The 26,125-nt window shown below is 60.9% G+C and carries 23 protein-coding genes; 14 read left to right on the top strand and 9 right to left on the bottom strand.

Features of this window, described 5'->3' with window-relative positions; translation table 11 throughout:
• Window positions 1–4: 4 nt before the first annotated feature.
• The 5 genes from accB to gcbA all read right to left on the bottom strand — a co-directional run bounded on the left by accB (window position 5) and on the right by gcbA (window position 6,587).
• The gene (accB, locus tag AB4N91_RS23655; RefSeq protein ID WP_010463882.1) at window positions 5–466 is read right to left on the bottom strand and encodes an acetyl-CoA carboxylase biotin carboxyl carrier protein; all 462 of its coding nucleotides are present in this window, start codon (window positions 464–466) and stop codon (window positions 5–7) included.
• Between the two features lie 24 nt (window positions 467–490).
• Window positions 491–946 carry a type II 3-dehydroquinate dehydratase gene (gene aroQ, locus AB4N91_RS23650; protein WP_010463880.1) on the bottom strand — a complete coding sequence of 152 codons (456 nt, stop codon included), beginning with the start codon at window positions 944–946 and terminating at the stop codon, window positions 491–493.
• A gap of 131 nt (window positions 947–1,077) precedes the next feature.
• Window positions 1,078–2,829, bottom strand: coding sequence for a protein-disulfide reductase DsbD (locus AB4N91_RS23645; RefSeq protein ID WP_460111820.1), 1,752 nt, complete (start codon window positions 2,827–2,829; stop codon window positions 1,078–1,080).
• 88 nt (window positions 2,830–2,917) lie between these two features.
• Entirely contained in the window at window positions 2,918–3,961 is a 1,044-nt protein-coding gene (locus tag AB4N91_RS23640; protein WP_370655148.1) for a methyl-accepting chemotaxis protein, read from the bottom strand.
• 955 nt (window positions 3,962–4,916) lie between these two features.
• Entirely contained in the window at window positions 4,917–6,587 is a 1,671-nt protein-coding gene (gene gcbA, locus AB4N91_RS23635; protein WP_010463874.1) for a diguanylate cyclase GcbA, read from the bottom strand.
• A 288-nt stretch (window positions 6,588–6,875) separates the two neighbouring features.
• On the opposite strand from gcbA, the gene AB4N91_RS23630 reads away from it, so the two are divergent.
• From AB4N91_RS23630 to AB4N91_RS23600, 7 genes are all read left to right on the top strand, one after another.
• Window positions 6,876–7,943, top strand: a complete 1,068-nt coding sequence (locus tag AB4N91_RS23630) for a DUF2333 family protein (RefSeq protein WP_102595311.1) — start codon at window positions 6,876–6,878, stop codon at window positions 7,941–7,943.
• Window positions 7,944–7,946: 3 nt separating this feature from the next.
• The gene (locus AB4N91_RS23625) at window positions 7,947–8,504 is read left to right on the top strand and encodes an NUDIX hydrolase (protein ID WP_010463869.1); all 558 of its coding nucleotides are present in this window, start codon (window positions 7,947–7,949) and stop codon (window positions 8,502–8,504) included.
• 178 nt (window positions 8,505–8,682) lie between these two features.
• A complete protein-coding gene (locus tag AB4N91_RS23620) occupies window positions 8,683–9,054 on the top strand; it encodes a translation initiation factor Sui1 (protein WP_010463867.1) in 372 nt (123 codons plus the stop codon).
• 223 nt (window positions 9,055–9,277) lie between these two features.
• Window positions 9,278–11,191 carry an arginine decarboxylase gene (speA, locus tag AB4N91_RS23615; RefSeq protein WP_010463866.1) on the top strand — a complete coding sequence of 638 codons (1,914 nt, stop codon included), beginning with the start codon at window positions 9,278–9,280 and terminating at the stop codon, window positions 11,189–11,191.
• A 232-nt stretch (window positions 11,192–11,423) separates the two neighbouring features.
• Window positions 11,424–12,743, top strand: a complete 1,320-nt coding sequence (locus tag AB4N91_RS23610) for a type VI secretion system Vgr family protein (RefSeq protein ID WP_145310632.1) — start codon at window positions 11,424–11,426, stop codon at window positions 12,741–12,743.
• The gene (locus AB4N91_RS23605; protein WP_102595309.1) at window positions 12,740–13,537 is read left to right on the top strand and encodes a DUF4123 domain-containing protein; all 798 of its coding nucleotides are present in this window, start codon (window positions 12,740–12,742) and stop codon (window positions 13,535–13,537) included. Before AB4N91_RS23610 ends, AB4N91_RS23605 begins: the two co-directional genes overlap by 4 nt.
• A gap of 18 nt (window positions 13,538–13,555) precedes the next feature.
• Window positions 13,556–14,431 (top strand): alpha/beta hydrolase, encoded by an 876-nt coding sequence (locus tag AB4N91_RS23600; RefSeq protein WP_077748978.1) that lies wholly within the window; start codon window positions 13,556–13,558, stop codon window positions 14,429–14,431.
• On the opposite strand, the gene AB4N91_RS23595 is transcribed toward AB4N91_RS23600, so the two are convergent.
• Window positions 14,425–15,774, bottom strand: coding sequence for an MATE family efflux transporter (locus AB4N91_RS23595; RefSeq protein WP_083375133.1), 1,350 nt, complete (start codon window positions 15,772–15,774; stop codon window positions 14,425–14,427). The two genes, AB4N91_RS23600 and AB4N91_RS23595, sit on opposite strands and share 7 nt — an antisense overlap.
• 63 nt (window positions 15,775–15,837) lie before the next feature.
• On the bottom strand, window positions 15,838–16,131 hold the full coding sequence (locus tag AB4N91_RS23590; RefSeq protein ID WP_010463857.1) for a hypothetical protein: 294 nt from the start codon (window positions 16,129–16,131) through the stop codon (window positions 15,838–15,840).
• Window positions 16,132–16,366: 235 nt separating this feature from the next.
• On the opposite strand from AB4N91_RS23590, the gene AB4N91_RS23585 reads away from it, so the two are divergent.
• The 5 genes from AB4N91_RS23585 to AB4N91_RS23565 all read left to right on the top strand — a co-directional run bounded on the left by AB4N91_RS23585 (window position 16,367) and on the right by AB4N91_RS23565 (window position 20,643).
• Window positions 16,367–16,669, top strand: coding sequence for a MazG-like family protein (locus AB4N91_RS23585; RefSeq protein ID WP_010463855.1), 303 nt, complete (start codon window positions 16,367–16,369; stop codon window positions 16,667–16,669).
• Window positions 16,669–17,418, top strand: a complete 750-nt coding sequence (locus AB4N91_RS23580; RefSeq protein ID WP_010463853.1) for a methyltransferase domain-containing protein — start codon at window positions 16,669–16,671, stop codon at window positions 17,416–17,418. The genes AB4N91_RS23585 and AB4N91_RS23580 overlap by 1 nt, the downstream gene beginning before the upstream one ends.
• 12 nt (window positions 17,419–17,430) lie before the next feature.
• Window positions 17,431–18,048 carry a DUF4136 domain-containing protein gene (locus AB4N91_RS23575; RefSeq protein ID WP_460111819.1) on the top strand — a complete coding sequence of 206 codons (618 nt, stop codon included), beginning with the start codon at window positions 17,431–17,433 and terminating at the stop codon, window positions 18,046–18,048.
• Between the two features lie 54 nt (window positions 18,049–18,102).
• A complete protein-coding gene (locus AB4N91_RS23570; RefSeq protein WP_010463848.1) occupies window positions 18,103–18,660 on the top strand; it encodes a DUF4136 domain-containing protein in 558 nt (185 codons plus the stop codon).
• 141 nt (window positions 18,661–18,801) lie between these two features.
• Entirely contained in the window at window positions 18,802–20,643 is a 1,842-nt protein-coding gene (locus tag AB4N91_RS23565; protein ID WP_460111818.1) for a pilus assembly protein TadG-related protein, read from the top strand.
• On the opposite strand, the gene AB4N91_RS23560 is transcribed toward AB4N91_RS23565, so the two are convergent.
• On the bottom strand, window positions 20,613–23,372 hold the full coding sequence (locus AB4N91_RS23560) for a PAS domain-containing sensor histidine kinase (protein ID WP_460111817.1): 2,760 nt from the start codon (window positions 23,370–23,372) through the stop codon (window positions 20,613–20,615). The two genes, AB4N91_RS23565 and AB4N91_RS23560, sit on opposite strands and share 31 nt — an antisense overlap.
• Entirely contained in the window at window positions 23,369–23,809 is a 441-nt protein-coding gene (locus AB4N91_RS23555; protein WP_010463843.1) for a TadE/TadG family type IV pilus assembly protein, read from the bottom strand. The genes AB4N91_RS23560 and AB4N91_RS23555 overlap by 4 nt, the downstream gene beginning before the upstream one ends.
• Before the next feature lie 75 nt (window positions 23,810–23,884).
• Here AB4N91_RS23555 and AB4N91_RS23550 point away from each other — a divergent pair, with 75 nt between their 5' ends.
• Both AB4N91_RS23550 and AB4N91_RS23545 read left to right on the top strand, forming a co-directional pair.
• Complete coding sequence (locus AB4N91_RS23550) at window positions 23,885–24,355, top strand: prepilin peptidase (RefSeq protein WP_077748982.1); 471 nt, start codon at window positions 23,885–23,887, stop codon at window positions 24,353–24,355.
• Window positions 24,356–24,479: 124 nt separating this feature from the next.
• Window positions 24,480–25,262 carry a response regulator transcription factor gene (locus AB4N91_RS23545; RefSeq protein WP_460111816.1) on the top strand — a complete coding sequence of 261 codons (783 nt, stop codon included), beginning with the start codon at window positions 24,480–24,482 and terminating at the stop codon, window positions 25,260–25,262.
• Window positions 25,263–26,125 lie beyond the last annotated feature (863 nt).

The following is a 26,125-nucleotide window of genomic DNA, read 5'->3' as shown; positions in this document are numbered from 1 at the left end:
CGTTTCAAACGATGGTGAACAGCGGTTGGTCGTACTCAACCGGCTGGCCGTCTTCGACGAGGATGGATTCGATCACACCGCTGGTTTCAGCTTCGATGTGGTTCATCATCTTCATGGCTTCGACGATGCACAGAGTGTCGCCTTTCTTCACGGTCTGGCCGACTTCAACGAAGGACGGCGAGCTTGGCGAAGATTTGCGATAGAAGGTGCCGACCATCGGCGAACGGGCAACGGTGCCGTTCAGCACTGGCGCGACGGGAGCCGCAGGCGCTGCAGCGGCAACCGGAGCAGCAGCCACTGGCGCAGGCGCCTGTGCATGCATCGGAGCCGGTGCGTAGAACTGCTGAGCCGGGGTCTTGCTATGACGGCTGATGCGTACGGACTCTTCGCCTTCCTTGATCTCGAGCTCGTCGATGCCGGACTCTTCCAGCAGTTCGATCAGTTTCTTAACTTTACGGATATCCATGAATCATCAACTCCCAAGGGTCGGTCAGGGGCGTATAGCTTGTTGTTCAAGCTGTTCCAGGGCGGCCTCCAGGGCCAGTCGATAACCGCTGGCGCCAAGGCCGCAGATCACTCCCACCGCTACGTCGGAGAAGTAAGAGTGATGGCGGAAAGGTTCGCGTTTGTGCACGTTAGACAAATGCACTTCGATGAATGGGATGCTCACCGCCAGCAGCGCGTCACGTAATGCGACACTTGTGTGCGTAAAAGCTGCTGGGTTGATCAGAATGAAGTCCACACCTTCGCCTTTTGCGGCGTGGATGCGGTCAATCAATTCGTACTCGGCGTTGCTTTGCAGGTACAGCAGATGATGGCCGGCTTCACGGGCACGGCGTTCCAGGTCCTGGTTGATCTGCGCCAGTGTCGTAGCGCCATAGGTGCCCGGTTCGCGGGTGCCGAGCAAGTTCAGGTTGGGTCCGTGCAGAACCAATAGCGTCGCCATCTGCTGTTCCTTGTTATCTGTGTGCAGTTGTCAGAACCCGGCGACTATGCCGCAAAGCCTTTGTGACTGTCCAGTTCTATGCAAAAGCCAGCACGATGGCCGATGTTTGCGCGAAATATGTGACCGGCCTGTTAAATCCGGTCATTTGCTTTCGCAACACGTTCGGCGAAGTCTGTCGCGCTGATCTCGCCGATCACTCGCACATCGGCGCGTTCGACACCGTCCTTGCCGAAAAACATCAGGGCCGGAGGGCCGAACAGTTTGTAGCGATCGAGCAGGGCACGTTGTTCGGCGTTGCTGGCAGTGATATCGAAACGCACGAGGCGATAGCCTTTCAGGCGTTCGATGACGGTGGCGTCGTTGAGCACTTCGCGTTCGATGACTTTGCAGCTGATGCACCAGTCGGCGTACCAGTCGAGCAGCAGCGGGGTGTTGGCGGATTTGGCCTCGGCGAGGACGCGATCCAGGTCTGCCGGAGTGCTGATGGTTTGCCAGGCGCTGGTGTTTTGCGGCTGTTCGGTGCCGGCAATGATGCGCGGTTGGCCAATCGGGTTGAACGGGTCGGTCTGCCCGCTGAACGCCCCAAACCAACAGGCCAGTGCGTAAAACAGCAGAAACATCCCGAGCAGTTGGCCGAGGCGTTTTCGTGGCGGTTTGTAGACGAATTCCAGCGCGCCCATGAACAAACCGACGCCACCGGCCAGCAAACCGATCAGCAGCAAGGTGATTTGCCCCGGCAATACGCGACTGACCAGCCCGATTGCCAATCCCAGCAACAACACGCCAATGGCATTTTTTACATAGACCAGCCACGGCCCGCTTTTCGGCAGCCAGGCTGCGCCGCCGGTGGCCACGAGTAACAACGGCGCCCCCATGCCGAGGCCGAGCATGAACAGTTTCAAGCCTCCCCCCAGTGCATCGCCGCTGGCGCTGATATAAAGCAATGCACCGGCCAGCGGCGCCGAGACGCAAGGCGACACCAGCAGGCTGGACACCACGCCCAGGACCGCGGCGCCCCATAACGAACCGCCTTCGGTACGCCCGGCGATCCGGTCCAGGCGACTGCTGATGGCATGTGGCAGCTTGAGTTCGAACACGCCAAACATCGCGAGGGCAAACACCGCAAAAAACATCGCGAACGGCACCAGCACCCACGCCGATTGCAGACGCGCCTGAAGGTTGAGCTGGGCGCCGAACATTCCCATCAACGCACCCAGCAGGGCGAAGCAGGCGGCCATGGGCAATACATACGCGAGCGACAGATTAAAACCGCGCAACCCACCGATCTGGCCGCGCAACACCACGCCGGAGAGGATCGGCAGCATCGGCAGTACGCACGGGGTGAAGGTCAGGCCCAGACCCGCAAGGAAGAACAAGGCGAGCTCGCGCCAGCTCCAGCTCTGGGCCGTGGCGAGCGTCGTTGCGCCAATGCCATCTATGTTCAGTCGTTCGGTTTCGGGCGGATAACACAGGCCTTTGTCGGCGCAGCCCTGATAGGTCACGGCCAGCGTGAAGGCGCGGGGATCGGTGCGCGGCACTTCGACGTCGAGCACGCCGTGATAGACCTCGACGTCGCCAAAGTACTCATCGTGCTTTTGTTCGCCCTTGGGCAATTGCGCCGTGCCAAGGCCAACTTCGGCCGGTTCGGCGCGAAACTGAAAGCGGTGCCGATAGAGGTAGTAACCCTCGGTGGCGACAAAACGCAGCTTGATCGATTGCGGCGTGCTGTCGACCAGGCTCAGTTGAAATGCCTCGCGCACCGGCAGGAAGTCGGCACTGTTGTTGATCGAGCCCAAGGTGGAACTGGGTCGACTCTCCAGCAACCCGGCGGCGTTTGCCGGCAGGGCGAGCACTAAAAGCAGCAGGCAGAGCAAACGGCGCATGACAATCTCGCGTATCGGAATTGGGGGCATGATAGCGGACAGTCGCGCGGATTGCCCCGCCCCTGTAGGAGCGAGGCATGGCGGTCTATCAGACGCGGAAAGCTTGAACGGCGGTATGCAAGCGTGCGCCCAACACCAGCAGGTTCTCCCCTTGCACGCGCCCCTCGCCAATGCGCAACAAATTATCCCCACCCAGCTTGTGGATACGTTCGCTGTGATCACGGATCTCACTGACCGCACCACTCTGCTGCGCAGTGACATCGGCAATGCGCACGGCGGTGTCGGAAATGGTCTGGATCGCCCCGACGATTTTATCCAATGCACCGTCGGCAGCCTGAGCCTGATTGGCCGTGGCTTCGGCGTGTTCGACCTGGGCGCGCATGCCTTCCACCGATTGCCGCGCGGCGGTTTGCAGGCCGGCGATCAAGGTCTGGATCTCTGCGGTGGCCCCGGCCGTGCGTTGCGCCAACGAGCGAACCTCTTCCGCCACCACCGCAAACCCACGACCCATTTCCCCGGCGCGGGCGGCTTCGATGGCGGCGTTCAGGGCCAGCAGGTTGGTCTGGTCGGCAATCGAGCGGATGACCGTCAGCACGCCGCCGATGGTCGCCGATTCTTCTGCCAGGTGTTCGATCATCTGCGCATTGCCTTGCACTTCACCCACCAGCGCATGCAGGCCGGTGAGGCTCAGACCGATAACTTTCTGGCCATGCTCGACCGCGATTCCGGCATGACGACTGGCGTCGGCGGCCTGGCTGGCATCGCCAGCAACTTGTTGGATCGTTGCTTCCAGTTCGCCGAGAGAATCGCGGATCAGCGCGGTGTCGCCGGCCTGATGTTCGGCACCGCTGTGCAGGTCGTTGCTCAACTCGGCCAAAGTGCGGCTACTGCCGGCGACCTGCTCGGCATTGAGACGAATAGTCCCGACCAGGTCCGCCAGGTACGCGCGCAAGCGGTTGAGCGAGGCTTCAATGTCGTGCAGTTCGCGATTGGTCTTGCCCAATTGAATTTCCTGGCTGAAGTCGCCTTCGGCCCAGGTCGACAGGGCCGGAGCGAGGTTGGTCAGTGTCCGGGCCAGCTTGCGTTGCAAGGTGTCGATCAACAAGGCGATCAGCAGAATCAGGCCGATCATCACGCCTTGCATCAAGCGTACTTCGCCCTGGATCTGCCCGTGCTGGGCGCGGACCACCGGCTCCAGTCCGGCAATGGCCTGCTGTACGTCGGCGATCTTCAGGTGCGTCGCGGTGCTGAGGTCGGTGCGTTTCTGGATTTGCTCGCGAGTGCGCGCCAGTTCAGCGGGGTAACGCGTCAGCAAGCTGTTGAGTTCCCGTTTGAGGGCGACACCGGCATCTTCGGCGACGGTTTTTTCGGTGTTCTCCAGCCCCATCATCGCGGCGAAATCATCGGTGCCGGATTCGCTGCTGGCGGCCACCCCGAGCAGCGGCAAGGCGCCTATCAGCTCGGACTGCGCACGAATGCTGGCGACTTCGCGTTCGACATCGGCGGCCAGTTCACTGCGACCGCTGCTGACCAGTTTGTCCCGCGCCAGCGACAGTTTGCCCAGGTGCTGGGACGCGGCGAGCAAGGGCGCGAGGTACGCTGCGTTCCCGCTGGCGTATTGGCTGAGCTGATCGAGGCTGGCGCCGAGTTCACGTTCAGCTTGCAGCAGCAAGGCTTGAGGGTCCCCGGCAAGTTTGCCGGCAGCCAGCAGGTCGGTCTTGCTGAATTCACTCAGGTTCGACAGGCTCGGACGCAAGGTGTCGGCCAGGGCTGGCGGTAATTCACCGAGTTCCTTTTGCAGGCTGTCGATGGCCTGGCTGGCGCTGCTCAGGCGCAGGGCATCGCCGCTGGCGAGATAATCCTCGACGTTGCGCGCCACTTCATTTTGAAATTGCTGGGACAAACCGAGGTAACGCTCCATCAGCAGATAGGGGCGTTCGAGGGCTTTTTGCGACCACCAGAGCGTCGCGCCAAGGGCCACGCATACGGCGACTAAAAGGAGGGTGTTGAGATTGGTCAGCAGCTTCAGGCGCATCGCGGGTCTACCAACGGCAGAATGGTAAGCGCCTGAAGTTATTGCGTTTCTGTTACAGGGTTATGACCGAATGGGTCCATTCCGATGAAAAAGTGGCACTTTGCTTTGACGTCCGCGCAGCCTGCACGCGGTTACGTCCACCGTCCTTGGCGCGGTACAGCGCTTCGTCCGCCTGGCTGGCCATCATCAGGCTGTCGGAGTGGTCGCACAGCTCCACCACCCCGGCGCTGAACGTGCACCACAAATCCTGGGGCTGGGCCGGGTAGTGGATTTCGGCAAACCGCTGACGGATTTCATCGAGCACTCTGTGGGCCGCTTCGAGATCGGTGTCCGGCATGACGATGGCGAATTCCTCGCCACCGTAGCGGCCGATGAAATCTGTTTTGCGCAACCGCTGCTTGAGAAACAGCGCCAGGCTCTTGATGACCCGGTCGCCCATGGGGTGGCCGTGGCTGTCGTTGACCCGTTTGAAGTGGTCGATGTCGAGCATCGCAAAACTCAACGGCTTGCTCTCGCGGCGGGCGCGGAAGCTGCAGTCCTCGAGCAATTGCAGGATGTGGGTGTGGTTGTACAAACCGGTCAGGCTGTCGCGCACCATCCGTGCTTTCAGATTGCGTGCCCGCGCCGCGCGGTTGCGCACAGTGGTGATCAGGTGCCGCGGCTTGATCGGTTTGGTCAGGAAGTCGTCGCCGCCTTCGCTCATGGCGTCGAGTTGCTTGTCCAGATCGTCTTCGGCGGACAGGTAAATGATCGGTACGCTCACGTAGCGGTCGTTGTGCCGGATCACCTTGGCCAGTTCCGTGCCGGTGCAGGTCGGCATGTACATGTCGAGGATGATCAGGTCCGGCTGAAAGTCCGCCAGTTCGGCCATGGCCTGAATCGGGTCGATCAGGGTGCGCGTGACGATTCCGGCGCTGTTCAGCAGGCGCTCGGTGTGCAAGGCCTGAGCGCGGGAGTCGTCAATGATCAGCACTTTATAAGGTTCGTACTGGGCGACGCAGGTCAGGACTTCGATCTTCTCCAGCAGGCTTGAGGCTTCGAGGGTGCCGGTGAGAAATTCCTGGCCACCGGCGCGCACGGCGGCGAGGCGGGTCGGGGTGTCTGTTTCGAGCAAGCTGAAGAACAACAGCGGTAAAGGCTCATCCAGTCCGACCTGAGCTTCGGCGGCCAGTTTCAGGCCGATGCCGGCGCCACTGAAGTCCACGTCCATGACGATGGCGGCGGGCAGGCGCTCGATCATAGAGGAGCGAAACGCCGCAACGCTGTCCAGGGATTGGGCGCTGAGCCCGAAAAACTCCAGCTGCTTGGCCAGGCGCTCGGCGCGGTCGTGATCCTGCAACATCACGTAGATCGGCTTGCGCAGCGGTGGCAGAAAGGTTTGTTCGAGCTGATCGCCGTGGCGCAGGCCGGTGCGCGACAGACGCTGCATCAAGCGATTGAGGTCGGTGATCAGGCCACTGCTCAGGCGTCCGCGATTGGCGTCGACAGCCTCCAGCGACTGGCCGATGTGACGCGCCAGTTGCGTGTGTTCCGGTTGTTCGAAACGTTCGGCAAAGCGCAGCAGGCGCAGGTTGGCCTCGCTCAGTTCCGACAAATCGGTGTTGGACCACTCGCTGCGTTGCAGGCGCTGCCATATCTCAAGAATCTGACGTGCCTGATGAATTACCCGCTGGGCAAAGTGGTGCTTGAGGCGCTCACGGCTGGGGTCTTCTGGCTCGGTCATATCCTGACTACTAGTTAGGGTGCATGCTGAGATCGACTGGTGGCTCTATGCTAGCACCTCTTTTCAATCCCATGAGCATCGTGTGTCAATAATCTGCAAAGCGGCCTTATTCAGTTTCTGACTGGATGGTCGCATAGGCTCGCGGCTGAGCTTCATTTATAGTGGCCCCTGATCGCGGTCATTGTAAGTCCCGCCATTTCCCGCAGGATTTAATGCGCGGCAAACGAGGCACGATGGCGTAGGGTTGTGGTCGAACCGATGAACTCAAGTGATTGAAAGGATATCGCCATGCTGGACTGGAAGAATCGCGCGGGCAGCGCGCCTGAACGTGCCGCTGAACCGAAATCGGCCACCCGCAGTTACGTCGGCGGCCTGTTGTTCAGCCGGGCGCTGGCGACGCTGATTGGCCTTTACCTGCTGGTGACGATCGGGCTGGGCTGGTATTGGAGCCAGGAACCGGCACTGTTCCCGGTTCAACAGAATGCGCAAGTGGCGGCCGAGAAAGAAGGCAAGCAAATGGTGGTCGGGTACACCACGGTGGAAACCCTCAAGACCGTCGCTGGTACATTGCTGAGCAAGCCAGGTGGCTATATTTCCAACGACCGTTTCCCGCCGGGTCTGTGGATGGACAATACGCCGAGCTGGGAATATGGCGTGCTGGTCCAGGTTCGCGACCTGAGTCGTGCAATGCGTAAGGACTTCGCCCGTTCCCAGTCGCAGTCCACCGAAGACGCTGACCTGGCCAAGGCCGAGCCGCGTTTCAACTTCGACAACAAGAGCTGGGTGCTGCCCTCCAGTGAGTCCGAATACCAGGAAGGCATCAATTCCCTGAGCCGTTACCAGACACGCCTATCCGATCCGAGTCAGAAAAGTGCGCTGTTCTATGCCCGCGCCGACAACCTGAACAACTGGCTGGGCGATGTCGGCACCCGTCTGGGTTCGCTGTCGCAACGGCTGTCGGCCAGCGTGGGCCGAGTCAAGCTCAACACCGCGCTGAAAACCGAAGTCCTGGCGCCGGGTCAGGTGCCACAGGTCGATGAAGAAATCGTCGAAACCCCGTGGATGCAGATCGATAACGTGTTCTATGAAGCCCGCGGCCAGGCTTGGGCGCTGTCCCACTTGCTGCGCGCCATCGAAGTCGATTTCGCCGATGTGCTGGCCAAGAAGAACGCCACGGTCAGCGTGCGTCAGATCATTCGTGAGCTGGAAGCCTCGCAAGAGCCGGTCTGGAGCCCGATGATCCTCAACGGCAGCGGCTTCGGTGTGCTGGCCAACCATTCGCTGGTCATGGCCAACTACATCTCCCGTGCCAACGCGGCAGTGATCGATCTGCGTCAATTGCTCAATCAGGGCTGAGTCATGGTCGATAACGCCAAAGAGGCTGCCCATCGCGCGGCCTCGGATGCCGAACACATCGCCTGGGTCGACGAACAGGACAACCTGCTCGGCGCCCTGGTCCGTTCTGACCTGCGCGAGCGGGGGCTGATCGGGCGTGGCACCTACATCATGCTGTTCAACTCGGTCGGTGAACTGTGCGTTCACCGTCGAACCCTGAGCAAAGCCATTTACCCCGGTTACTGGGATGTGGCGGCGGGCGGCATGGTGCTCGCCACCGAGACGTACGTCGAATCGGCTGCCCGTGAGCTGGAAGAAGAGTTGGGCGTGAGCGGTGTGGAGTTGACCGCCCATGATCACTTCTTCTTCGAGGACACCGGCAATCGTCTCTGGTGTTCGGCGTTTTCGGCGGTGTGGGACGGCCCGTTGATCCTGCAGCCGGAAGAGGTGCTGGAAGCGCGTTTCATCCCCATCGAGCAGGTCATGCTGGAAATCCAGCAAAAGCCTTATTGCCCGGACTCCCTGGCCGCGTTGAAGCGTTATCTGTGCGCCCTTGGGAAGGGCGTCGCAAAAGAGCAGTAAATTGGCGCCGATTGGCTCTTAGCAAGTCGGCTTTTTGCCGTTACACTGCGCGACCTTTTCAAACTGAGCCAGCGTTGTCTGGCCCAGTAGCGCTGCCCCTGCCTGAGTGGGGCTTCGCGGTCGATGGCAGCTTCCCAAGTTGCCGCGACCAGTCTTTGTCCTCCCAAGAGGATTGCCGGTGGCCAAAAAAGCCGCATCCTTCGCCGCCCTTGGTGGCCTGGTATTTTCCACCGACGCAGGTCGTCATTGCCCGGATTGCAGTAAACCGGTGGACGCCTGCATCTGCAAACAGACCGTTATCCCGGCTGGCGACGGCATCGCGCGCGTGCGTCGCGAAAGCAAGGGGCGTGGCGGCAAGACGGTGACCACCATCACCGGCGTGCCGTTGGCGGAAGAAGCGCTCAAGGACCTGGCCACCACGTTGAAGAAACGCTGTGGCACCGGGGGTGCGTTGAAAGACGGAATCATCGAAATCCAGGGCGATCATGTCGAGCTACTCTTGGCTGAACTGATCAAGCTGGGTTTCAAAGCGAAGAAGTCCGGCGGCTAGCAGCCTCTGTGAAAACCACCCTCGGCTTGATCCAGTCCTGATTCAACTCTGGCCTGGCGTCGTCTACATGGTTTTCACAGAGCCTGTTCTGACCGGTTTCTAAACTCAGCGCTGAATGTGAGGTCTATGGCCCTTGCATACAGGCTAATCGTCATTTTCATTCTTTAGACTGCGCCGGCCTGAACCCAGGCGACGCTCTATGACTTCTTTATAGGGGACTTCAATGTCCGTACGACGCACACGCAAAGACGATGGCAGCCAATGGACAGTTGCGGACAGCCGCAGTGTTTACGGGATTCGCCATTGGGGGGCCGGGTATTTCGCGATCAATGACGCCGGTCGCGTCGAAGTTCGTCCGAACGGTCCGACCAGTTCGCCTATCGACCTCTTCGAGCAAGTCGACCAGCTGCGCAAAAGCGGCCTGTCCTTGCCGCTGCTGGTGCGTTTCCCTGACATTCTGCAAGACCGCGTGCGTCAGCTGACCGGCGCGTTCGATGCCAACATCGAGCGCCTGGAATACCAGAGCAAGTACACCGCGCTGTACCCGATCAAGGTGAACCAGCAGGAAGCGGTGATCGAAAACATCATCGCCACCCAGGATGTGTCCATCGGCCTGGAAGCCGGCTCCAAGCCTGAGCTGCTGGCCGTATTGGCCCTGGCGCCAAAGGGCGGCACCATCGTTTGCAACGGTTACAAGGACCGCGAGTTCATCCGACTGGCGCTGATGGGCCAGAAGCTGGGCCACAACGTGTTCATCGTGATCGAGAAAGAATCCGAAGTCGGCCTGGTGATCGAAGAAGCCGCCTCGCTGAAGGTCAAGCCTCAAGTCGGCCTGCGCGTGCGTCTGTCGTCCCTGGCCTCAAGCAAGTGGGCGGACACCGGCGGTGAGAAGTCCAAGTTCGGTCTGTCGGCGGCGCAGCTGTTGTCGGTGGTCGAGCGTTTCCGCGCGGCTGGCCTGGATCAAGGCATTCGCCTGTTGCACTTCCACATGGGCTCGCAGATCGCCAACCTGGCGGACTACCAGCACGGCTTCAAGGAAGCGATTCGTTACTACGGCGAACTGCGTAACCTCGGCTTGCCGGTTGACCACATCGACGTCGGTGGCGGTCTGGGCGTCGACTACGACGGTACGCACTCGCGCAACGCCAGTTCGATCAACTACGACATGGACGATTACGCCGGTGTCGTGGTCGGGATGCTCAAGGAGTTCTGCGATGCGCAGAGCCTGCCGCACCCGAACATCTTCTCCGAAAGCGGCCGCTCGCTGACCGCTCACCACGCCATGCTGGTGGTGCAAGTGACCGACGTCGAGAAGCACAACGACGACGTGCCGAAGATCGACAACAAGGAAGAGCTGCCGGAGACCGTGCAGTGGCTGGTTGACCTGTTGGGCCCGACCGACATCGAGATGGTCACCGAAACCTACTGGCGCGCCACGCACTACATGAGCGATGTGGCCACCCAGTACGCCGATGGCAAGCTGACCCTGGCCGAGAAAGCCCTGGCCGAGCAATGCTACTTCGCCGTGTGCCGTCGCCTGCACAACTCGTTGAAGGCGCGTCAGCGTTCGCACCGTCAGGTGCTCGATGAACTCAACGACAAGCTGGCCGACAAGTACATCTGCAACTTCTCGGTCTTCCAGAGCCTGCCGGACACTTGGGCCATCGGCCAGGTCCTGCCGATTCTGCCGCTGCACCGTCTCGACGAAGAGCCGCTGCGCCGCGCCGTGCTGCAGGATCTGACCTGTGACTCCGACGGCAAGATCAAGCAATACGTCGACGAGCAGAGCATCGAAACCAGTCTGCCAGTCCACGGTTTGAACGAAGGCGAGGACTACCTGCTGGGTATTTTCCTGGTCGGCGCCTACCAGGAAATTCTCGGCGACATGCACAACCTGTTCGGTGACACCGACTCGGTGAACATCTACCAGAACGCCGACGGTAGCGTGTATCACGCGGGTATCGAAACCCACGACACCATCGAAGACATGCTGCGTTACGTGCACTTGTCGCCGGAAGAACTGATGACCCACTACCGCGACAAGTGCGCAAGTGCGCGCATCACTGCCGCCGAGCGCACCCAGTTCCTCGACGCTCTGCGCCTGGGCCTGACCCGTTCGTCTTACCTGTCTTCTTGAGGTAAGGCACTGGTCTCATCAGGTTGTCGGAAAATGTTCCGCGCGCTGCGGAAATTTCAGATGACCTGGTGGGACGCCTCCCTGAATTCAAGCGAAATGGCTCACATCCTCGCTATCCAAGCGACGTGGTCCTTTTTTCGCGTAGGTCATTTCCTAAGTTGTACTTCGGCTCTCTACTCGGCCAACTCTCTCGGAGAGAATCCCCGGCCGCCCCTCCTGTAGAGAATCGCCGATGTTCGATCCAGTCAACGAGCCGTCATTTCGTCTGGATGTAGAGGGTCTGCCCGACCCCGTTGAGGTCTTGGCCTTTACCGGCAGTGAAGCGATCAGCGAACCCTTTGTGTTTGACGTGGATCTGCTGATCGAAGACCCGACACTGGACCTGGCAAGCCTGCTGTACCGTCCAGCCTTTTTGCATTTCGGGCCGCCGGGGACCGGTTTTCACGGGCAGTTGCATGAGCTCGTCCAGACGGGTCATGGTGCTGCGCCCAGGCTTTGCCGTGTGCGCCTGAAGCCGAAACTGGCTTGCCTGGCCCAGCGTTTCAGCCAGCGCATCTTCAGCAACCGTTCAGTGCCCGAAATCCTCGCCCAGGTGCTCAAGGAGCATGGCATTACCGGTAAGAATCGGCGCTTTGATTTGAGCGGCGATTACCCGCCGCGTGATTTCTGTACGCAGTACCGGGAATCGGATCTGCAGTTTCTCCAGCGCCTGTGTGCCCAGGAGCGGCTCCATTACCACTTCGAGCATCACCCGCGCGGGCACTGTCTGGTAGTTGGTGATAAGCAGGGGCCCTTTCAGCAGGGCGCCGAGATGGTTTTTGCACCCGACCCCGAACAGCCTGGGGTGCGCCGCTTCAAGGTTCACGGCAACACGCAGGCGGGCGAAGGTCAGACGAATTTGACCACGTTGCGCAGCGGCCAGCGGGTTCTGCTGTCCGGCCATCCGTGTACGGACTGGAACCGTCGCTGGCTGCTGATCCAGGTCGAGCATCAGGGTGGGCAGACACCGGGGTTTGCCTACGGCAACAAGATCCGCGTTGCCGGGGCGGTACCGCTTGCGGCGCCTCATTCGGTCATGAACCCCAGGATGCACAGTCTGCAGCGGGCGTGGGTGGTCGATGTCGATGAGCCGCAACCCGATTCAACCAGGCCCGTTGCCGTGCAATTTGACTGGGTCTATCAGGGCGAAGGCGCTGCGCCCAGCCACTGTTGGCTGCCATTGGCGCCGGAGTTGGGCGGCGCGCATGCCAAGCCGTTGAGAGAAGGCGCGCAGGTACTGGTGAGCTTTATCGAAGGCGATCCGGATCAACCGTTAATCACCGGGTATCTTCCCGGCCCCTCTTTCACCCACGCGTCAGGCTTGTCTGAACCTCCACCCACCACGACAACAGATGCCGACACTGCCAGCGTCGGATTGCTGCGTTTGTTGCAATCCAGCGAACCGATCGTGCTGCTGTGTCTGTTGCCTGGCGGGGGTAGTTTCAGCCATTGCGCGCAAGCTTTTTGCACCTGCCGGGCCGCGACAAGGCTTGGCCAGAGCGGTGCGGCATGATCGTCGCTCAGGCGCCGGACTCAACCGCACAATGGCTGTTGCTCGACGTACCGGGGCAGCCCCGCGCCGGCGCGAGGCTGATCCAGCAGTTTGCGCAGGCCCGACGGTTCTGGCTGTTCGATAGCACCGAGTTGCAGCCGTTACGCGAGCACGGTCCGGTGTTGGTTGACCTCAAGGGATGCCCGGCGTTGGCCGAGCTGTGCCTGCGCGAACCGCACCTCTGGAGCGGTTTGTTATTGGTCAGTGAGGCTTCGCCGTCGCAGTTGCTCGAGCATTTGCGTCGCATGCTGACCGTCACTTTTGGCCTGCATCACCGTGCTTTGTTGAGTTACTACAACCCCCACACCGCCAGTTACTTTTTTGATGCCTGCGATGCCCTGGAATTGAGTCGCTGGCTGGGGCCGATCAGTCAGTTGCGCTGGTTCGGCGGAACCTGGGCCGACCGGGCAATCGGCAGTCAGGGTTGGCAGCAGTTGTTCAATCCCGGGCTTGCTGTCAGCCCGTTGGCCATCGAAGAAAACCTCACGCCCCGGCAGCGTGACACCTTGCAAACCTGCCTGCTGGAACAGCACGTCTGGCATTGGAGCCGGTCCACCGGGACCGGCTACAACAGTCTGTGGGCCCTCGTGCAGGAAGGGCTGGCGCTGGGTTTCAGCGAACGCCCGGTGCTCGATGGCTGGTTATGGCTACGCTTGCAGTATCCCGACGCTTCACCCGTGCATTCGCTACCGGGTATCACTCAGCAGGAACGTCTCGATAGCTTGCGCAATCTATGGCAGAACGATCAACCCTGAACACGAGGTTCGACATTGATGGCGAGCACAACGCGCTGGCTGTTCGGCCTGACCATGGGCATTTGTTTGCTGACCGTGATAACGGCGTGTTCACCGCTGAAAATGCTCAATGCGCTGACCCCCGACAGCACGTTCGACAAGACCGAAGGGATTGCCTATGGCGATGATCCGCGGCAGAAACTCGATGTGTATGTGCCTCGTCACCCTCTGGAGAATGCCCCGGTGGTGGTGTTTTTCTACGGCGGCAGCTGGAACAGCGGTTCACGCAGTGATTACTCTTTTGTCGGCGAGGCGCTGGCGTCGCGCGGAGTGGTTGCGGTGCTGGCGGACTATCGACTGTATCCACAGGTACGCTATCCCTTGTTCCTGGAGGATGGCGCTAAAGCCGTGGCCTGGACTCACGATCACATCCACAGGTTTTCCGGTGACCCGCAACGGTTGTACCTGATGGGCCACAGCTCCGGGGCCTATAACGTCGCGATGCTGGCGTTGGACCCCGGTTTGCTGGGGGCCGTGGGGATGTCGCCGCACGATCTGCGCGGCTGGATCGGTCTGGCCGGGCCTTATGATTTTCTGCCCATCCAGAATCCGGACGTGCGGCCCGTGTTTTTCTGGCCGGATTCTCCGCCGCAGTCGCAACCGATCAATCACGTCAGTCGAGGCGCGCCGCCGGCGTTGTTGATGGCTTCGCGCGACGACGATCTGGTCAACCCGACGCGTAACACTGGCGGCCTGGCGCGCAAGCTGCGCCAGGCCGGAGTGCCGGTTCAGGACTTCTATTTTGCCCGCACCGGCCATGCCACGCTGGTGGCGACACTGTCTCGGCCCATGCGGGGTTTGGCGCCGGTGCTGGATGAGGTCAGCGCCTTCATCAGAGCCACGCCGACTCAGTAAACCTTGCCCGCGAACCAGCCGTCGTTCTTGCGCAAGTACCAGGCGAAAGCACCGAGGGTCAGGCTGCGCAGCAACATGAACAACAGGAACGTTATCCAAAGCCCATGGTTGCCAAAACCTTGCAGTGCCCAGGCGAACGGCAGCAGCAGAACGACCGTCAGCAGCATGCCGTTGCGCATTTCCCGGGCCCGCGTGGCGCCGATGAACAGTCCGTCGAGCAGGTAACTCCACACGGCAATCAGCGGCAGCGCGGCGAGGTAGGGCAGGTAGATAAACGCGGTGTCGCGCACACTCTGGATGTCGGTCTGCATCTCAATGAACAAATGCCCGGCGAAGGCGAACAGCACGGCAAATCCCAGGCTCGCCAGCAACGACCAGCCGCAGGCGACCACCAATGAGCGACGCAGCGCCTCTCGATCGCGCGCGCCGATGGCATGCCCGCACAGGGCTTCCACGGCATGGGCCAGACCGTCCAGCGCGTGGGCCGTCAGCAGCAAGCCGTTGAGCAGCAGGGCGTTGGCGGCGACGGTGGCATCACCGAGCCGTGCGCCCTGCACGGTGATCAGGAAAAACACCGATTGCAACGCCAGGCTGCGGATGAAAATGTCGCGGTTGACGGCCAGCAGTGGCCGCCAGCTCTGCCACAGCGCCAGCGCGGCCCAGGCGATGTGGCCGGGATAAGCGCGCAGGGCTTTGCGGGTCATGAACAGGCCGATCAGGGCCCCGGTCCATTCGGCGATCACCGACGCCCGGGCTGCACCGACCACGCCCCAATCCAGTCCGAGCACGAACCACAGGTTCAGCGCGATGTTCACCAGGTTGGTGCTCAGTAGAATCGCCAGCGGGGCCCGGGCGTTCTGGGTGCCCAGGAACCAGCCGACCAGCGCATAACTGGCCAGCGCCGCCGGCAGGCCGAATAGCCTTGTATGGAAAAATTCGCGGGTGAGTTGGTCAAGCTCGGCGGAGGGTTGCATGAAGTGCAGCGCGACGCCGCTCAACGGAACGCCCAATGCGCCCAAGACAATCGCCAGTCCCATCGCCAGCAACAAGCCCTGCAACAAAATCTGCCGCAACGCCGCGCCATCCCCGCGCCCGGCGGCCTGGGCGGCAAAACCGGTAGTGCCCATGCGCAGAAAGCCCATACCCCAGGCCAGAAAGGTATACAGGCTGGCCCCGACCGCGACGGCGCCCAACTGATGGGCGTGGGGCAGGTGGCCGATGACGGTACTGTCGACCAGTGCCACCAGCGGAACGGAAATGTTCGAAAGAATCATCGGCGCAGCCAGCGCCCAGACCCGACGATGGGTAGGGCGGTCGCGCCAGTCGGCAATCAGGTTGGACATGCAGGCTCCTTGGGGAGCAGGCATTGTAGCGGGAGGTGTCGTACTAATGTGGGAGCGGCGGTGTCAGTGGATGATCCAGCTCAGCAGCCAAAGGCCCAACACCAACCAGATAATCCCCATGATGATCGACGCATTCATAAACGCCCGGATCGCCGACCACAACAGCATCAGCCCCAGGATCAGCGCAATGATGCTGATGATCGATGTGTCCATGCCCAGTGCCCGGGACAAGCCTTCGACAAAATTGCTGCCGGCATGGCTCAGCAGGTTGAACAAGCCGCTGAGGCCATCAACGATAAACCGGATGACCGAACCGAGTGCCTGGCCGAGCCATTCGAAGAAACTTTCTACCTGCATGTCGTGAACGTCCTGATGTAAGTGGTGGCGTGCTTGCCGGACTTGGGCCATGGATTACGGTGCCGAGTTCCCCACAAGCATAGAGCGTTGCATCGACCCTGTGGGAGCGAGCTTGCTCGCGATGGCGTTTTGTCAGTCAACATCCGGGCTGGATTAAGTCCGCGCTCTCACATTCAACTGCCCACTTGCCATCCCCGGTCATCCCCCCGAAGCTATACGCCTTCAGGAGAGCCCGATGAACCTTGTTGAACTGACCGAACGCCTGCACGCCATCCGTGACCGCAACGACTGGCGGCAATTTCACAGCCCGAAAAACCTGGCCATGGCCGCGAGCGTGGAAATGTCCGAGCTGGTGGAGATTTTCCAGTGGCTGACCGAAGACCAGTCGCGCCAGTTGCCGGCGGACAAACTGGCCCACGCCGGGCAGGAAGTGGGTGACATCGTCCTCTATCTATTGCTGCTGTGCAGCGAGTTGGGTCTGGACATGAATGAAGTGGTACGCAACAAACTCGCTGACAGCGAAAAGAGGTTCAGCTGATGAGCGATCGTCATTTCGATCAACTGGCGACCCGGTTTGCCGAAAAAATCTACGGCGGGGCGAAAGGTGCGATCCGCCTGGCGGTGCTTCAGGCCGACCTGGCCGAAACCCTGCCGGACCGGCCGCTGCGCGTGTTGGATATCGGCGCGGGCCTGGGCCACATGTCGTTGTGGCTGGCCCAGCGTGGCCATGACGTCACGCTTGCCGAACCCGCCGAACCGATGCTCGAAGGCGCCCGTCAGCGTTTCGCCGACGCCGGGCAGAGCGCCACGTTCATTCAGGCACCGTGGCAGGAATTGCTCGGCCAGCTCACCGAGCCTTATGACCTGGTGCTGTGCCATGCCGTGCTGGAATGGCTTGCCGAACCCCATGCCATCCTGCCGGTGCTGCATCAACTGACCAAACAGGACGGCTGGCTCTCCCTGGCCTTCTACAACCGCGACGCGCTGATCTACCGCAACCTGCTCAAAGGCCATTTCCGCAAGATGCGCAAGAACGACATGGCCGGCGAGAAGCAGAGCCTGACCCCGCAGCAACCTCTCGATCCGCGCGAACTGGCGGCGCAACTTGAGGGCCTGTGGCAGGTCGAAAGCCAGAGTGGGGTGCGGGTTTTCCACGACTACATGCCAGTGGAATTCCAGGCCCGCGCCGAACTCGTGGACTTGCTCGAAATGGAGCTGGCCCACCGCCGTCACCCGAGCTTTGCCGGGCTTGGGCGCTATTTGCACTGGATCTGTCGGCCGGTCTGATCGGAGCGCAACATGAAAAGTCGTTCAGGGTTACTGGTGATCTGTCTCGGGTTGGCGGCCTGCCAGGGCAGCAATCCCTATGTGGCGACCTCCAAGCCCTTGCCGCCGGCACCGCCTCAGGCGGCCAACACCTTCGACCGCAGCGCCTACCCGGCACCGCCGCGTGACTATGGGCGTTACCGCAGCTGGGCCTGGCTCAACGGGCAGCTGCCACCGGGCAGCGCCTGGGCAGACTCGGGCCAGGTCGCCGAAGCGGTCAGCAACGCCCTCGATCAGCGCGGCCTGCGTCCGCTGCACGACAACACCCGCCCGGCCGACCTGTTTGTCAGCGCCGATCTGCACCTGGAAACCCGGTTGCGCCAGGTTCGGGACGACTACGGTTATTACGGCGGTGGTTATGGCGGCTACAACCGCTACGGCACCGGTTATGGCATGTACAACACGGTGCCGATCGTGCGCACGTATCAAGAACAGGTCGTGGTGGTGCGAGTGGATCTGTTCGATGCGGGCACAGGCCAGCCAGTGTGGAGTGCCAGCGCCGAAACCGGCAGTCGGGGCAGTCAGAGTGAGCGTGGCGATGCGATACGTGAGGCTGTGGAAAAGGCCATGTCGGCGTATCCTCCCAGTTAACTTCTCACGTTGAGAGGGCGTTCACAGGTTCATGTCTTCAACCGGAGAACCATCATGATCCGTCGTTTCGCTTTACTGGCTGTGGCCGCGCTGCTCAGTGCCTGCGCCGCCAACCAGGTCAATAATGACTTCGATGCCAGCCGCGACTTCGCCGCCTATCGCACCTGGAGCTGGAAAGAACCTGCACTGCAATATCGCCCCGACGACCCACGGATCAAGAGCGACCTGACCGAACAGCGCATTCGTCAATCGGTGGCCGATCAACTGGATCAGCGTGGCCTGCGCCCGGCCGCCGCTGGCAGCAAGGGTAATTTGGACGTCCAGACTTACCTGATCGTCGAAGAACGCCAGCAACAGGTGACCACCAACTATGGCGGCGGTTGGGGTAATCCATGGAATGGCTACTGGGGTGCGCCGATGTACAACGAAACCCGCAGCGTCAGTTACAAAGTGGCGACCATCCAGATCGATTTGCTCGATGGCAAGGACGGCAAACTAGTGTGGCGTGGCAGCGATGAGCAACTGCTCAGCCGCACGACGAACCCCGCTGATCGCAGCAATGCGATACGCGAAACCGTCGCACGAATCCTCGCCAACTATCCACCGCACTGACCATCCACCCAGCCTGAAACACAAGCCCGCTCCCACAAACGGTTGTGGGGTGGCTTGTTGCCAGCAGCCTTGCCCAGCGTTGTCTACACTGTTTTTCCATGGAGGTAACCCCCCGGCGGTTCACCGGCAAAGGAGTGCATGATGTCTCCACGCTTGCAATTTTGCGGCCCGTCCCGGCAACGGGGGGCGATAGGCTTGATGGCGGCGCTGACATTCGCATTGGCGCTGGTGTTCCTGCTGGTGGTGATCGACAGCGGCCGGCTCTACCTGGAAAAGCGCAACCTGCAGCGCGTCGCTGACATGGCCGCGCTCGAAGCCGCCACCCGTGGCGGTGACTGCGGCGTCGGTACAACCGCGCTCATCTACGCCACTGCCAGCGCCCAACGCAATAATTTCACCGTGCCCGGCGCGGATCGCACACTGGCCGTTGCCTGTGGTGCGCTGACCGTCGGCGCCAACAACCTTCGGGTTTTCGGCGTTGACCCGAGCAAAAGCGAAGCCGTCCGCGTGATCGTCAGCCATGGGGTGCCGCAAAGTCTCGTCGGTGGAATCGGCGCAATGTTCGGGGGCGCACCCGCCAACTCGACCATCACCCTCAGCGCCACTGCGGTGGCTGGGCTGCCGGGGCCGCCGGTCGCCCAACTGACCATTCGCAGCACCCTGGTCGACGTCAATTTGTTGAACGGCTTCCTTTCCGCGCTCGCGGGAGCGTCCATCAACCTGCCTGTCGCGAGTTGGAACGGGCTGTTGGGCGCCGACATCAACTTGCTTAAATACATGGACCAGTTGGCCATTGACCTGCAGGTCACGGCAGGCGATTACACGGGGCTGCTCGGTGCTGATGCCACCGTGGGCCAGTTACTTCAGGCCGCTGCCACGGTGGCGCGACTCAATGGGGCGACGGCGGACGTGCAGGCCGGTTTCGACAGCTTGGCGATCGCGGTCGTCAGCCCGCTCAAAGTGCATTTGGGGGACCTGTTGAAACTGCAGACAGGCACCACGTCTGCCGGCCTGAACGCCAACGTGAACGCGCTTCAACTGGTGCAGGCCTTTATCGAACTCGGCAACAGCAAGAGCGCCGTGGCAGGCACCATTCCGGTGAATCTGCTGGGGCTTGGCGTCGGGGCCAGCGCAAAGATCAAAGTCATCGAACCCCCGCAGTGGTCGGCGGTGGGCAATCCCGCACTGGCAAAAATGGCGCCCTTGGGCGCCAATCGAATCTATGTGCGCACCGCTCAAGTCCGGGTGCTGGTGACATTGGATTTGTCATTGGTCACCGGTCTGCTTGGCGCGGTGACGGGGACTTTGTCCGTGGTCACCGGGTTGCTCGGGCTCGACTTGTACGTGTTGCCCAGCCCCAACCTGGACGTCAGCCTGCAAGCCGGTGGCGGCAACAGTTACGTCACCGATTACACCTGCCCCAGCGAAATCAATAAAAGCCTGACCGTGAACACCACGACCACCGTGGCTGAATTGCGCGTTGGAAGGGTCAATGCGGACTGGGCTTCATCGTCCGCGCCCCTGACGGTCACGCCGGTCACCCTGCTCGATATCCGCAAAGCGGGCGTACCCTTTTCCGGCGGTGGCGCTGAGCTGCAAATTTACAGTCCCGTGCTGCCGGCCAATGCCACCTCGACGTTCATCAACCCGCCGAAAGTCGGTTTGGCCCCTTCGGATCCGCCATACACCTTGACCGCTACCAACGCGGTTTCCGGATTGTCGCAAACCGTCAATGACGTGAACCTGATCGTCCACGCGCCGTCATTCACGCCCAACTTCCTGTTGGCCGCGACCTTCGAATTATTGAAAACACTGCTCGATGGCGTGATCTTGTTGCTGAAGACGACACTTGAATCAATCCTCGGTCCGCTGCTGGATAACCTGCTCGACACGCTTGTGAAAACCCTGGGAATCGAGGTCGGGAAAATCCAGGTCGGTGCCAACCTCAGTTGTTACTCCGGGCGGCCGGCACTGGTGATCTGATCCACGGGGACCACCGGCAACTCGATGCAAAACAGCGCACCCTGCACCGAGTTACGCACACTCAGCCGCCCCTCCATGTTCTCGATGATGCCGTAACTCACCGACAACCCCAGCCCGGTGCCGATGCCCACCGGTTTAGTGGTGAAAAACGGCTCGAAAATCTTCTCCATCAACCGCGGATCTATCCCGCCACCGTTGTCCTCGACCCATATCCGCACGCATCGCTCATCCCGTTCGGCGTATAGCGCAATCCACGGATTGAACTCACGGTCGGCTTCGCGTTTGCTCAGCAGCGCATCCCGGGCGTTGACCATCAGGTTGATCAGCACTTGCTCCAACTGGTCGATAAAGCCGCGGACCTGCACGGCAAAACCAATCTCGCCGATGCGCAATTCAACCCCTTTGCCACGCATGCCTTCGGCCAGCAGCGACAGCGTGCCTTCGATCGCGTCGGCCGGGTTGAACGGTTGCTGCTCGATGTCCGAGCGACGGCCAAACACGCGCATATGATCAACCACCCGTGCGGCGCGCTGGACCTGTGAATCGATGCGGTTGAGCTTGTCTTTCAAGTAATCGATCTGCACGTCGCCATTGTTCAAGCGCTTGAGCACATTGACGATGGCCATGCGCATCACGTTCAGCGGCTGATTGATTTCGTGAGCGAGTCCCGTGGCCATTTCGCCGAGGGTGGCCATTTTCGCGCTCTGGGTGAGTTGCTGCTGCGAGCGGCGGACTTCGGTGTTGTCGCGGCCGACTGCCTGCACTTCCAGCAAGCGACCCTCGGCGTCGAACACGCCGCGGTCCGACCAGACCCACCAGGCGTGTTCCCGCCCCGGCAGTTGCAGATAGATTTCGGCGGTACTGACCGGGGCTTGCGGCGTCAGTTGGCTGAGTCGCAGCACGAATGCCTGGCGCTGATCGTCCGACATCCAGTGGCCCAGGTTCACGCCGGGCAGTTGATCGGGCTGACATTCCAGATACGTCGCCAGCGGCCGGTTGCCGAAGGTCAGGGTCAGGTCCGGGCGATAGCGGCAGATCATCGCCGGGGAGTCCTCCACCAGGATTCGATAGCGCTCTTCGCTCTGTTTCACCTGCTCGGTGGCGAGGGTCGCTTCGGTGACGTCCAGCCACAAGCCGACAGTTTCCACCGGCAGGCCGAGGTCGTCGCGCAACACCTTGGCTTCGTCAAGCAGCCAGTGGTACTCGCCGTGGCTGTCGCGCAACCGGTAACGGGCGCGCACCGTGCCTTCACGCAGCAGCCGTCGGGTGCGCTCGAAATAGTGCTCGCGGTCTTCTGGATGCACCCTTTCTATCAAGGCTCCTGCGGTGCAATCGGCGAGTGTCAGGCCGAGCAACGGCAGCAGGCTGGCGCTGAAAAACGTCGGCAAGAGCGCGCCTTCAACATAGCGCTGCACGTAAATAACGGCCGGCGAGCTGGCGATCAGGTTGTCCAGTCTGGCATGGGCGGTGGCGGCGTTCTGTTCCTGGTTTTTGATGTCGCTGATGTCGAGCATGAAGCCCACCAGCCGGCGGTTTTTACCCATGCCAATGGCCTGGCCTTGCAGCCGATACCAGACGGGCGCTTGCTCACAGTGCCAGCGCACGCAGAGCAGCAACGGGGTGCCGGCGTCCTCCAGGGCGTGCAGTCGGCTGCGCAGTTCTTCGCGGTCGGCAGGGTGCACGTGATCGAGCCATTCGCCGAGCGTCAGGCGGGGGCTCGCCAGGTTCAGCGAGCTGGCCAGCGAAGGGGCCAGTTGCATTTCAGCGCTGTCGCTGAACACTTCCCACCAACCGGTGCCGAGTAGCGCTTGCAGCGACGCCAAGCGCTCCAGCTGCAAATGATGCCGATGCTCGCGCAAGCGTTCCAGAAGGGGGCTGGCGAGGGCGGCGGTGAGCTGCAACCAGTCGTCATCGTTCAATTCGGGCGCCCGCTGCTGCGCGGTGTAAAAACCGCAGAGTAACCAGGTGGCCACGCCGTGAGCATCGTAATAGGGCACCGCAAGTCCTTCGGCATGCCCGAAGGTTTCTTGCAAACGCGGGTGCTCGCCACGTGTCAGGTGTTGCGGGAAAGAACCGTTCAGGCTGTCGAGCCCGGAACCCAGGCGCTGTCCGTTCTGCCACAGCATCGGTGCATCGAAGGCCGCGTAATACTGATGGATTTGCCAGCCCTGGTCCTGCTCATCAAGCAGCGCCACCGCAATGCACGGAATGTGAAAGCGCTGAGCCAATACCTGAAGCTGCTCCTGCAACACATCGGGCAGACGGGTGAGGCTGCACAGGCGCAACTGTTCGCTGATCCTGGCCGCGAGAAGCTGGTTCTGTTCGCGGCGGCACGATTGTCGACGTTCAACCAACACATCGCTGATGTCCAGCAACTGCAACAGCCAGTTGTCCGCCAGCGGAAGTACCCAGCCGCGCAGGTGCAGTGGGGGCCCGCTGACGCTGTGAAAGTCCAGGTCGAGGATTTGGCCTTGCCAGTCGGCGGGGATACCTTCGATGACCAGGCTGCTGTGGGGCATCAGGTAATCGAGCAGCGGTGGTGCCTGTGTGGCGAGCCGTTGCGGGGCGAGCGTATGGCGCAATGGGCCGGTCAGGTGCAGCACCCGGCCTTCGCCATCCAGGTGCACCTGCAAGCCGACACTCGGCACGCTCAGGGTGTCCGGCGCAACCTGAGGTGGTGGCGATTGGCGATTGAGCAGACGCCCGAAGAGTTTTTCCCCGGAATTCAAAATTGCAGGCTCGAACTGGCCGAGAGGGTCGTCGGCAGGTTAGGCACCGCGCCGATGCCCGGCAGCACCAGAAACGGCAGCACCTGGTTGAGTTTGGTGGTGGGGTAATCGATGTTGACCTTGAGCATGCCGCCGACGAAGGTGATGGTCGAATCGGTGGCGACATTGAAGTTCAGTGCGGCGGGAATCCACGCCAGTTGCCGGGTCAGTTCGGCTGAGGCTGTGGCTTGGACGTTGGCGGCGTAACCGGGCGTGCCCGGGTCCACCGCCACGCTGCGCCGCACCGCTTCGGCGGTCGACTGGTTGAACGACTGCATCAGCAACAGCGGCAGGCTGTAACTGACAATGGCGTAAAACACAGCGAAAAAAATCACGAACACCAAAGCGAACTCAATCGCTACGGCGCCTTTTTGCTGGCGGGGGAGGCTCGAATTCATGACTGCGTCTACCCTGACTGTCACTGCGTAATATCAGCATAGAATCATTCAGCCAAAAGGGACTTTTTTTACGCAATGCAAACTTTTGTCCTACTGATCTGGCTGACGCTTTGCGCAGCGCAGGATGCCCGCGAAAAGCACATTGCCAACTCGTTGACCCTTGGCGCGGGGGTATTGGCGTTGGCGTTTCTGCTATGGACCGACACCACTTGGCTGGGGGCAGAAGGGGCGCAGGGCGGCTGGGCTGCTTTTCTGGCACTGGCCTTCACGTTGCCCGGTTACGCGCTGAGGCGATTGGGCGCCGGGGATGTGAAATTAATGACAGCCTTGGGTTTGGCGACGGACGGAATGCATCTGCTGGGCAGCTTTGTCGGGGCCGCGCTGGCCAGCGTGTGCTGGCTGCTGCTCGCGCCAAAAGTATGGCCTCATATGAGTCAACGGGTTAGGGAGCGTCTTCGATATTTAGGCCCTGGGCTGTCAAAAAAGCAGCCATTTGCGCCGTTCGTGCTGATGGGTTTTTCATTGGCCCTGCTTTGGATTCGCTAGTCATGTTGTTCCATCCCCCCTATGTACATAGTCGGAAAGTGCGTCTACTTTTCAGATTGATAGTCGTACGGCCAGTGGCTTTCGTACAGGAACGGTCAGCTGTAGACCGAGCATGGAGTGGCGCGTGAACAAATTCACCTCGGCAGTAAAAGTCCTCGTGGTTGATGATCAGGCGTTGATTGTTGAAGAACTTTGCGAGTTTCTGGAGGCGAGCGGCTATCGCTGCGTTCCCTGTGAATCGGGCAAGCAAGCCATTTCCCGTTACGGCGAGGACCTGCAAATCGGCCTGGTGCTGTGTGATTTGCATATGCCTGACATGGACGGGATTGAGCTGGTGAAGGAGTTGCAGCGGATGTCCGGCAAGCACCGGGCCTTCGAGGCTCTCATGCTGACTGGGCGTGCGGACAAGCAGGATGTGATCAAGGCCTTGCGGGCAGGGATTGCCGATTATTACCAGAAGCCGATTGATCTCGATGAGTTGCTCGAAGGGGTTCAGCGACAAGAGGTGGCGTTGCAAGATCGGCAGAAGAATCTGCAGTTGGGGCATTTGAATCAGAAGCTGCAGTACCTGACTGAGTCGATCGATGATTTGTATCAGGATCTGGATAAGGTGCGGCGTGGTCCGCAGGGGGCGGATTCTTCCGGGGCTGATGTCAGTGATGTGGATCGGGTGGAGATCCCGGCGATTTTCAATCAGTTGTCGCCCCGGCAGCTGGATGTGGCGCGGTTGGTGGGGAAGGGGCAGACCAATTATCAGATTGCCTGTGAGTTGGGGATTACCGAGAACACGGTGAAGTTGTATGTGTCGCAGGTGTTGCGGTTGACGCATATGCATAATCGGACGCAATTGGCATTGGCGTTGTCGCCCGGTAACTCCGGGATGCGCCAGCGGGTTACGGCTCACTGAGTGTGGTGGGTCGCTTTTGGCGGCCTTTGGGCCGACCATGTTCTTGGTGGTTGTGTGCATATCCATTTGTGCGGTAACGGCGGCTGGCGGTTTCGCCCTTACGGCGAGTCCCTTTTGTCAAACGCCCGGAGTGCCGGCCCAGCCAAAAGGAACCAAAAAGTCTCGCCCCAAGCGTCCGGCCCCTCGCTAAGGCTCGGCGTACCTTCGCTCCGGTATCCATCCGGGGACACTGCCCTCCGGTCTGCTTCGCGACGACCTACATGCAGCGTGTTCGACTGCGTCGAACGGCGCTGCGCGCCACTCCCCGGATGAACACCTCCACTCAGCCTCCCGAAAGGGGCGGGTGGATCAAGATCAAGAGCTGCAGGCGAGCTAACGCTCGGCCTGATGAGTGGTGAGAATCAAAAGCTGTACGCTGAATTCTTGTAGGAGCGAGGCTTGCCCGCGAAGGCGGCCTGACAGCCGACCATTTTTTTGCAGATGTACACCAAACCCTGTGGGAGCTGGCCTGCCAGCGATAGCGGCCTGACAGCCGCCCAACATTTGCTGATGTACCTAGTTCAATTGTAGGAGTGAGCCTGCTCGCGATGGCGGCCTGACAGCCGACCATTTTTTTTGCGGATGTACACCAAACCCTGTGGGAGCTGGCCTGCCAGCGATGGCGGAGTGTCAGACGACGTGAATGCCAGATGCCGGACCGCAATCGCGAGCAGGCTCGCTCCCACAGGGGGAATGTGTGTGGATTTGAGGGCTGTGCTTAATAGTGTTTAGCGTTACTTCCTGAAAGCTACAGTTTCTTGCTCCTTTGCCTACGACTACGCCAGAATCCGCCGGCTTGTGCGCTTTGTGACGGCTCCATTAAT

This window comes from Pseudomonas sp. H3_D04 (assembly GCF_054669175.1).
This window is presented reverse-complemented; position numbering and strand designations above follow the sequence as displayed.

Bases quoted from the DNA above. Each gene is read 5' to 3' on its own strand.
- AB4N91_RS23625 (WP_010463869.1), top strand. From the start codon at position 7,947: ATGGTCGATAACGCCAAAGAGGCTGCCCATCGCGCGGCCTCGGATGCC.
- AB4N91_RS23600 (WP_077748978.1), top strand. From the start codon at position 13,556: ATGGCGAGCACAACGCGCTGGCTGTTCGGCCTGACCATGGGCATTTGT.
- AB4N91_RS23585 (WP_010463855.1), top strand. From the start codon at position 16,367: ATGAACCTTGTTGAACTGACCGAACGCCTGCACGCCATCCGTGACCGC.
- AB4N91_RS23630 (WP_102595311.1), top strand. From the start codon at position 6,876: ATGCTGGACTGGAAGAATCGCGCGGGCAGCGCGCCTGAACGTGCCGCT.
- AB4N91_RS23570 (WP_010463848.1), top strand. From the start codon at position 18,103: ATGATCCGTCGTTTCGCTTTACTGGCTGTGGCCGCGCTGCTCAGTGCC.
- AB4N91_RS23605 (WP_102595309.1), top strand. From the start codon at position 12,740: ATGATCGTCGCTCAGGCGCCGGACTCAACCGCACAATGGCTGTTGCTC.
- AB4N91_RS23580 (WP_010463853.1), top strand. From the start codon at position 16,669: ATGAGCGATCGTCATTTCGATCAACTGGCGACCCGGTTTGCCGAAAAA.
- accB (WP_010463882.1), bottom strand. From the start codon at position 466: ATGGATATCCGTAAAGTTAAGAAACTGATCGAACTGCTGGAAGAGTCC.
- AB4N91_RS23640 (WP_370655148.1), bottom strand. From the start codon at position 3,961: ATGATCGGCCTGATTCTGCTGATCGCCTTGTTGATCGACACCTTGCAA.
- AB4N91_RS23575 (WP_460111819.1), top strand. From the start codon at position 17,431: ATGAAAAGTCGTTCAGGGTTACTGGTGATCTGTCTCGGGTTGGCGGCC.
- AB4N91_RS23595 (WP_083375133.1), bottom strand. From the start codon at position 15,774: ATGTCCAACCTGATTGCCGACTGGCGCGACCGCCCTACCCATCGTCGG.
- aroQ (WP_010463880.1), bottom strand. From the start codon at position 946: ATGGCGACGCTATTGGTTCTGCACGGACCCAACCTGAACTTGCTCGGC.
- AB4N91_RS23565 (WP_460111818.1), top strand. From the start codon at position 18,802: ATGTCTCCACGCTTGCAATTTTGCGGCCCGTCCCGGCAACGGGGGGCG.
- AB4N91_RS23645 (WP_460111820.1), bottom strand. From the start codon at position 2,829: ATGCGCCGTTTGCTCTGCCTGCTGCTTTTAGTGCTCGCCCTGCCGGCA.
- AB4N91_RS23610 (WP_145310632.1), top strand. From the start codon at position 11,424: ATGTTCGATCCAGTCAACGAGCCGTCATTTCGTCTGGATGTAGAGGGT.
- AB4N91_RS23590 (WP_010463857.1), bottom strand. From the start codon at position 16,131: ATGCAGGTAGAAAGTTTCTTCGAATGGCTCGGCCAGGCACTCGGTTCG.
- AB4N91_RS23555 (WP_010463843.1), bottom strand. From the start codon at position 23,809: ATGAATTCGAGCCTCCCCCGCCAGCAAAAAGGCGCCGTAGCGATTGAG.
- AB4N91_RS23550 (WP_077748982.1), top strand. From the start codon at position 23,885: ATGCAAACTTTTGTCCTACTGATCTGGCTGACGCTTTGCGCAGCGCAG.
- gcbA (WP_010463874.1), bottom strand. From the start codon at position 6,587: ATGACCGAGCCAGAAGACCCCAGCCGTGAGCGCCTCAAGCACCACTTT.
- speA (WP_010463866.1), top strand. From the start codon at position 9,278: ATGTCCGTACGACGCACACGCAAAGACGATGGCAGCCAATGGACAGTT.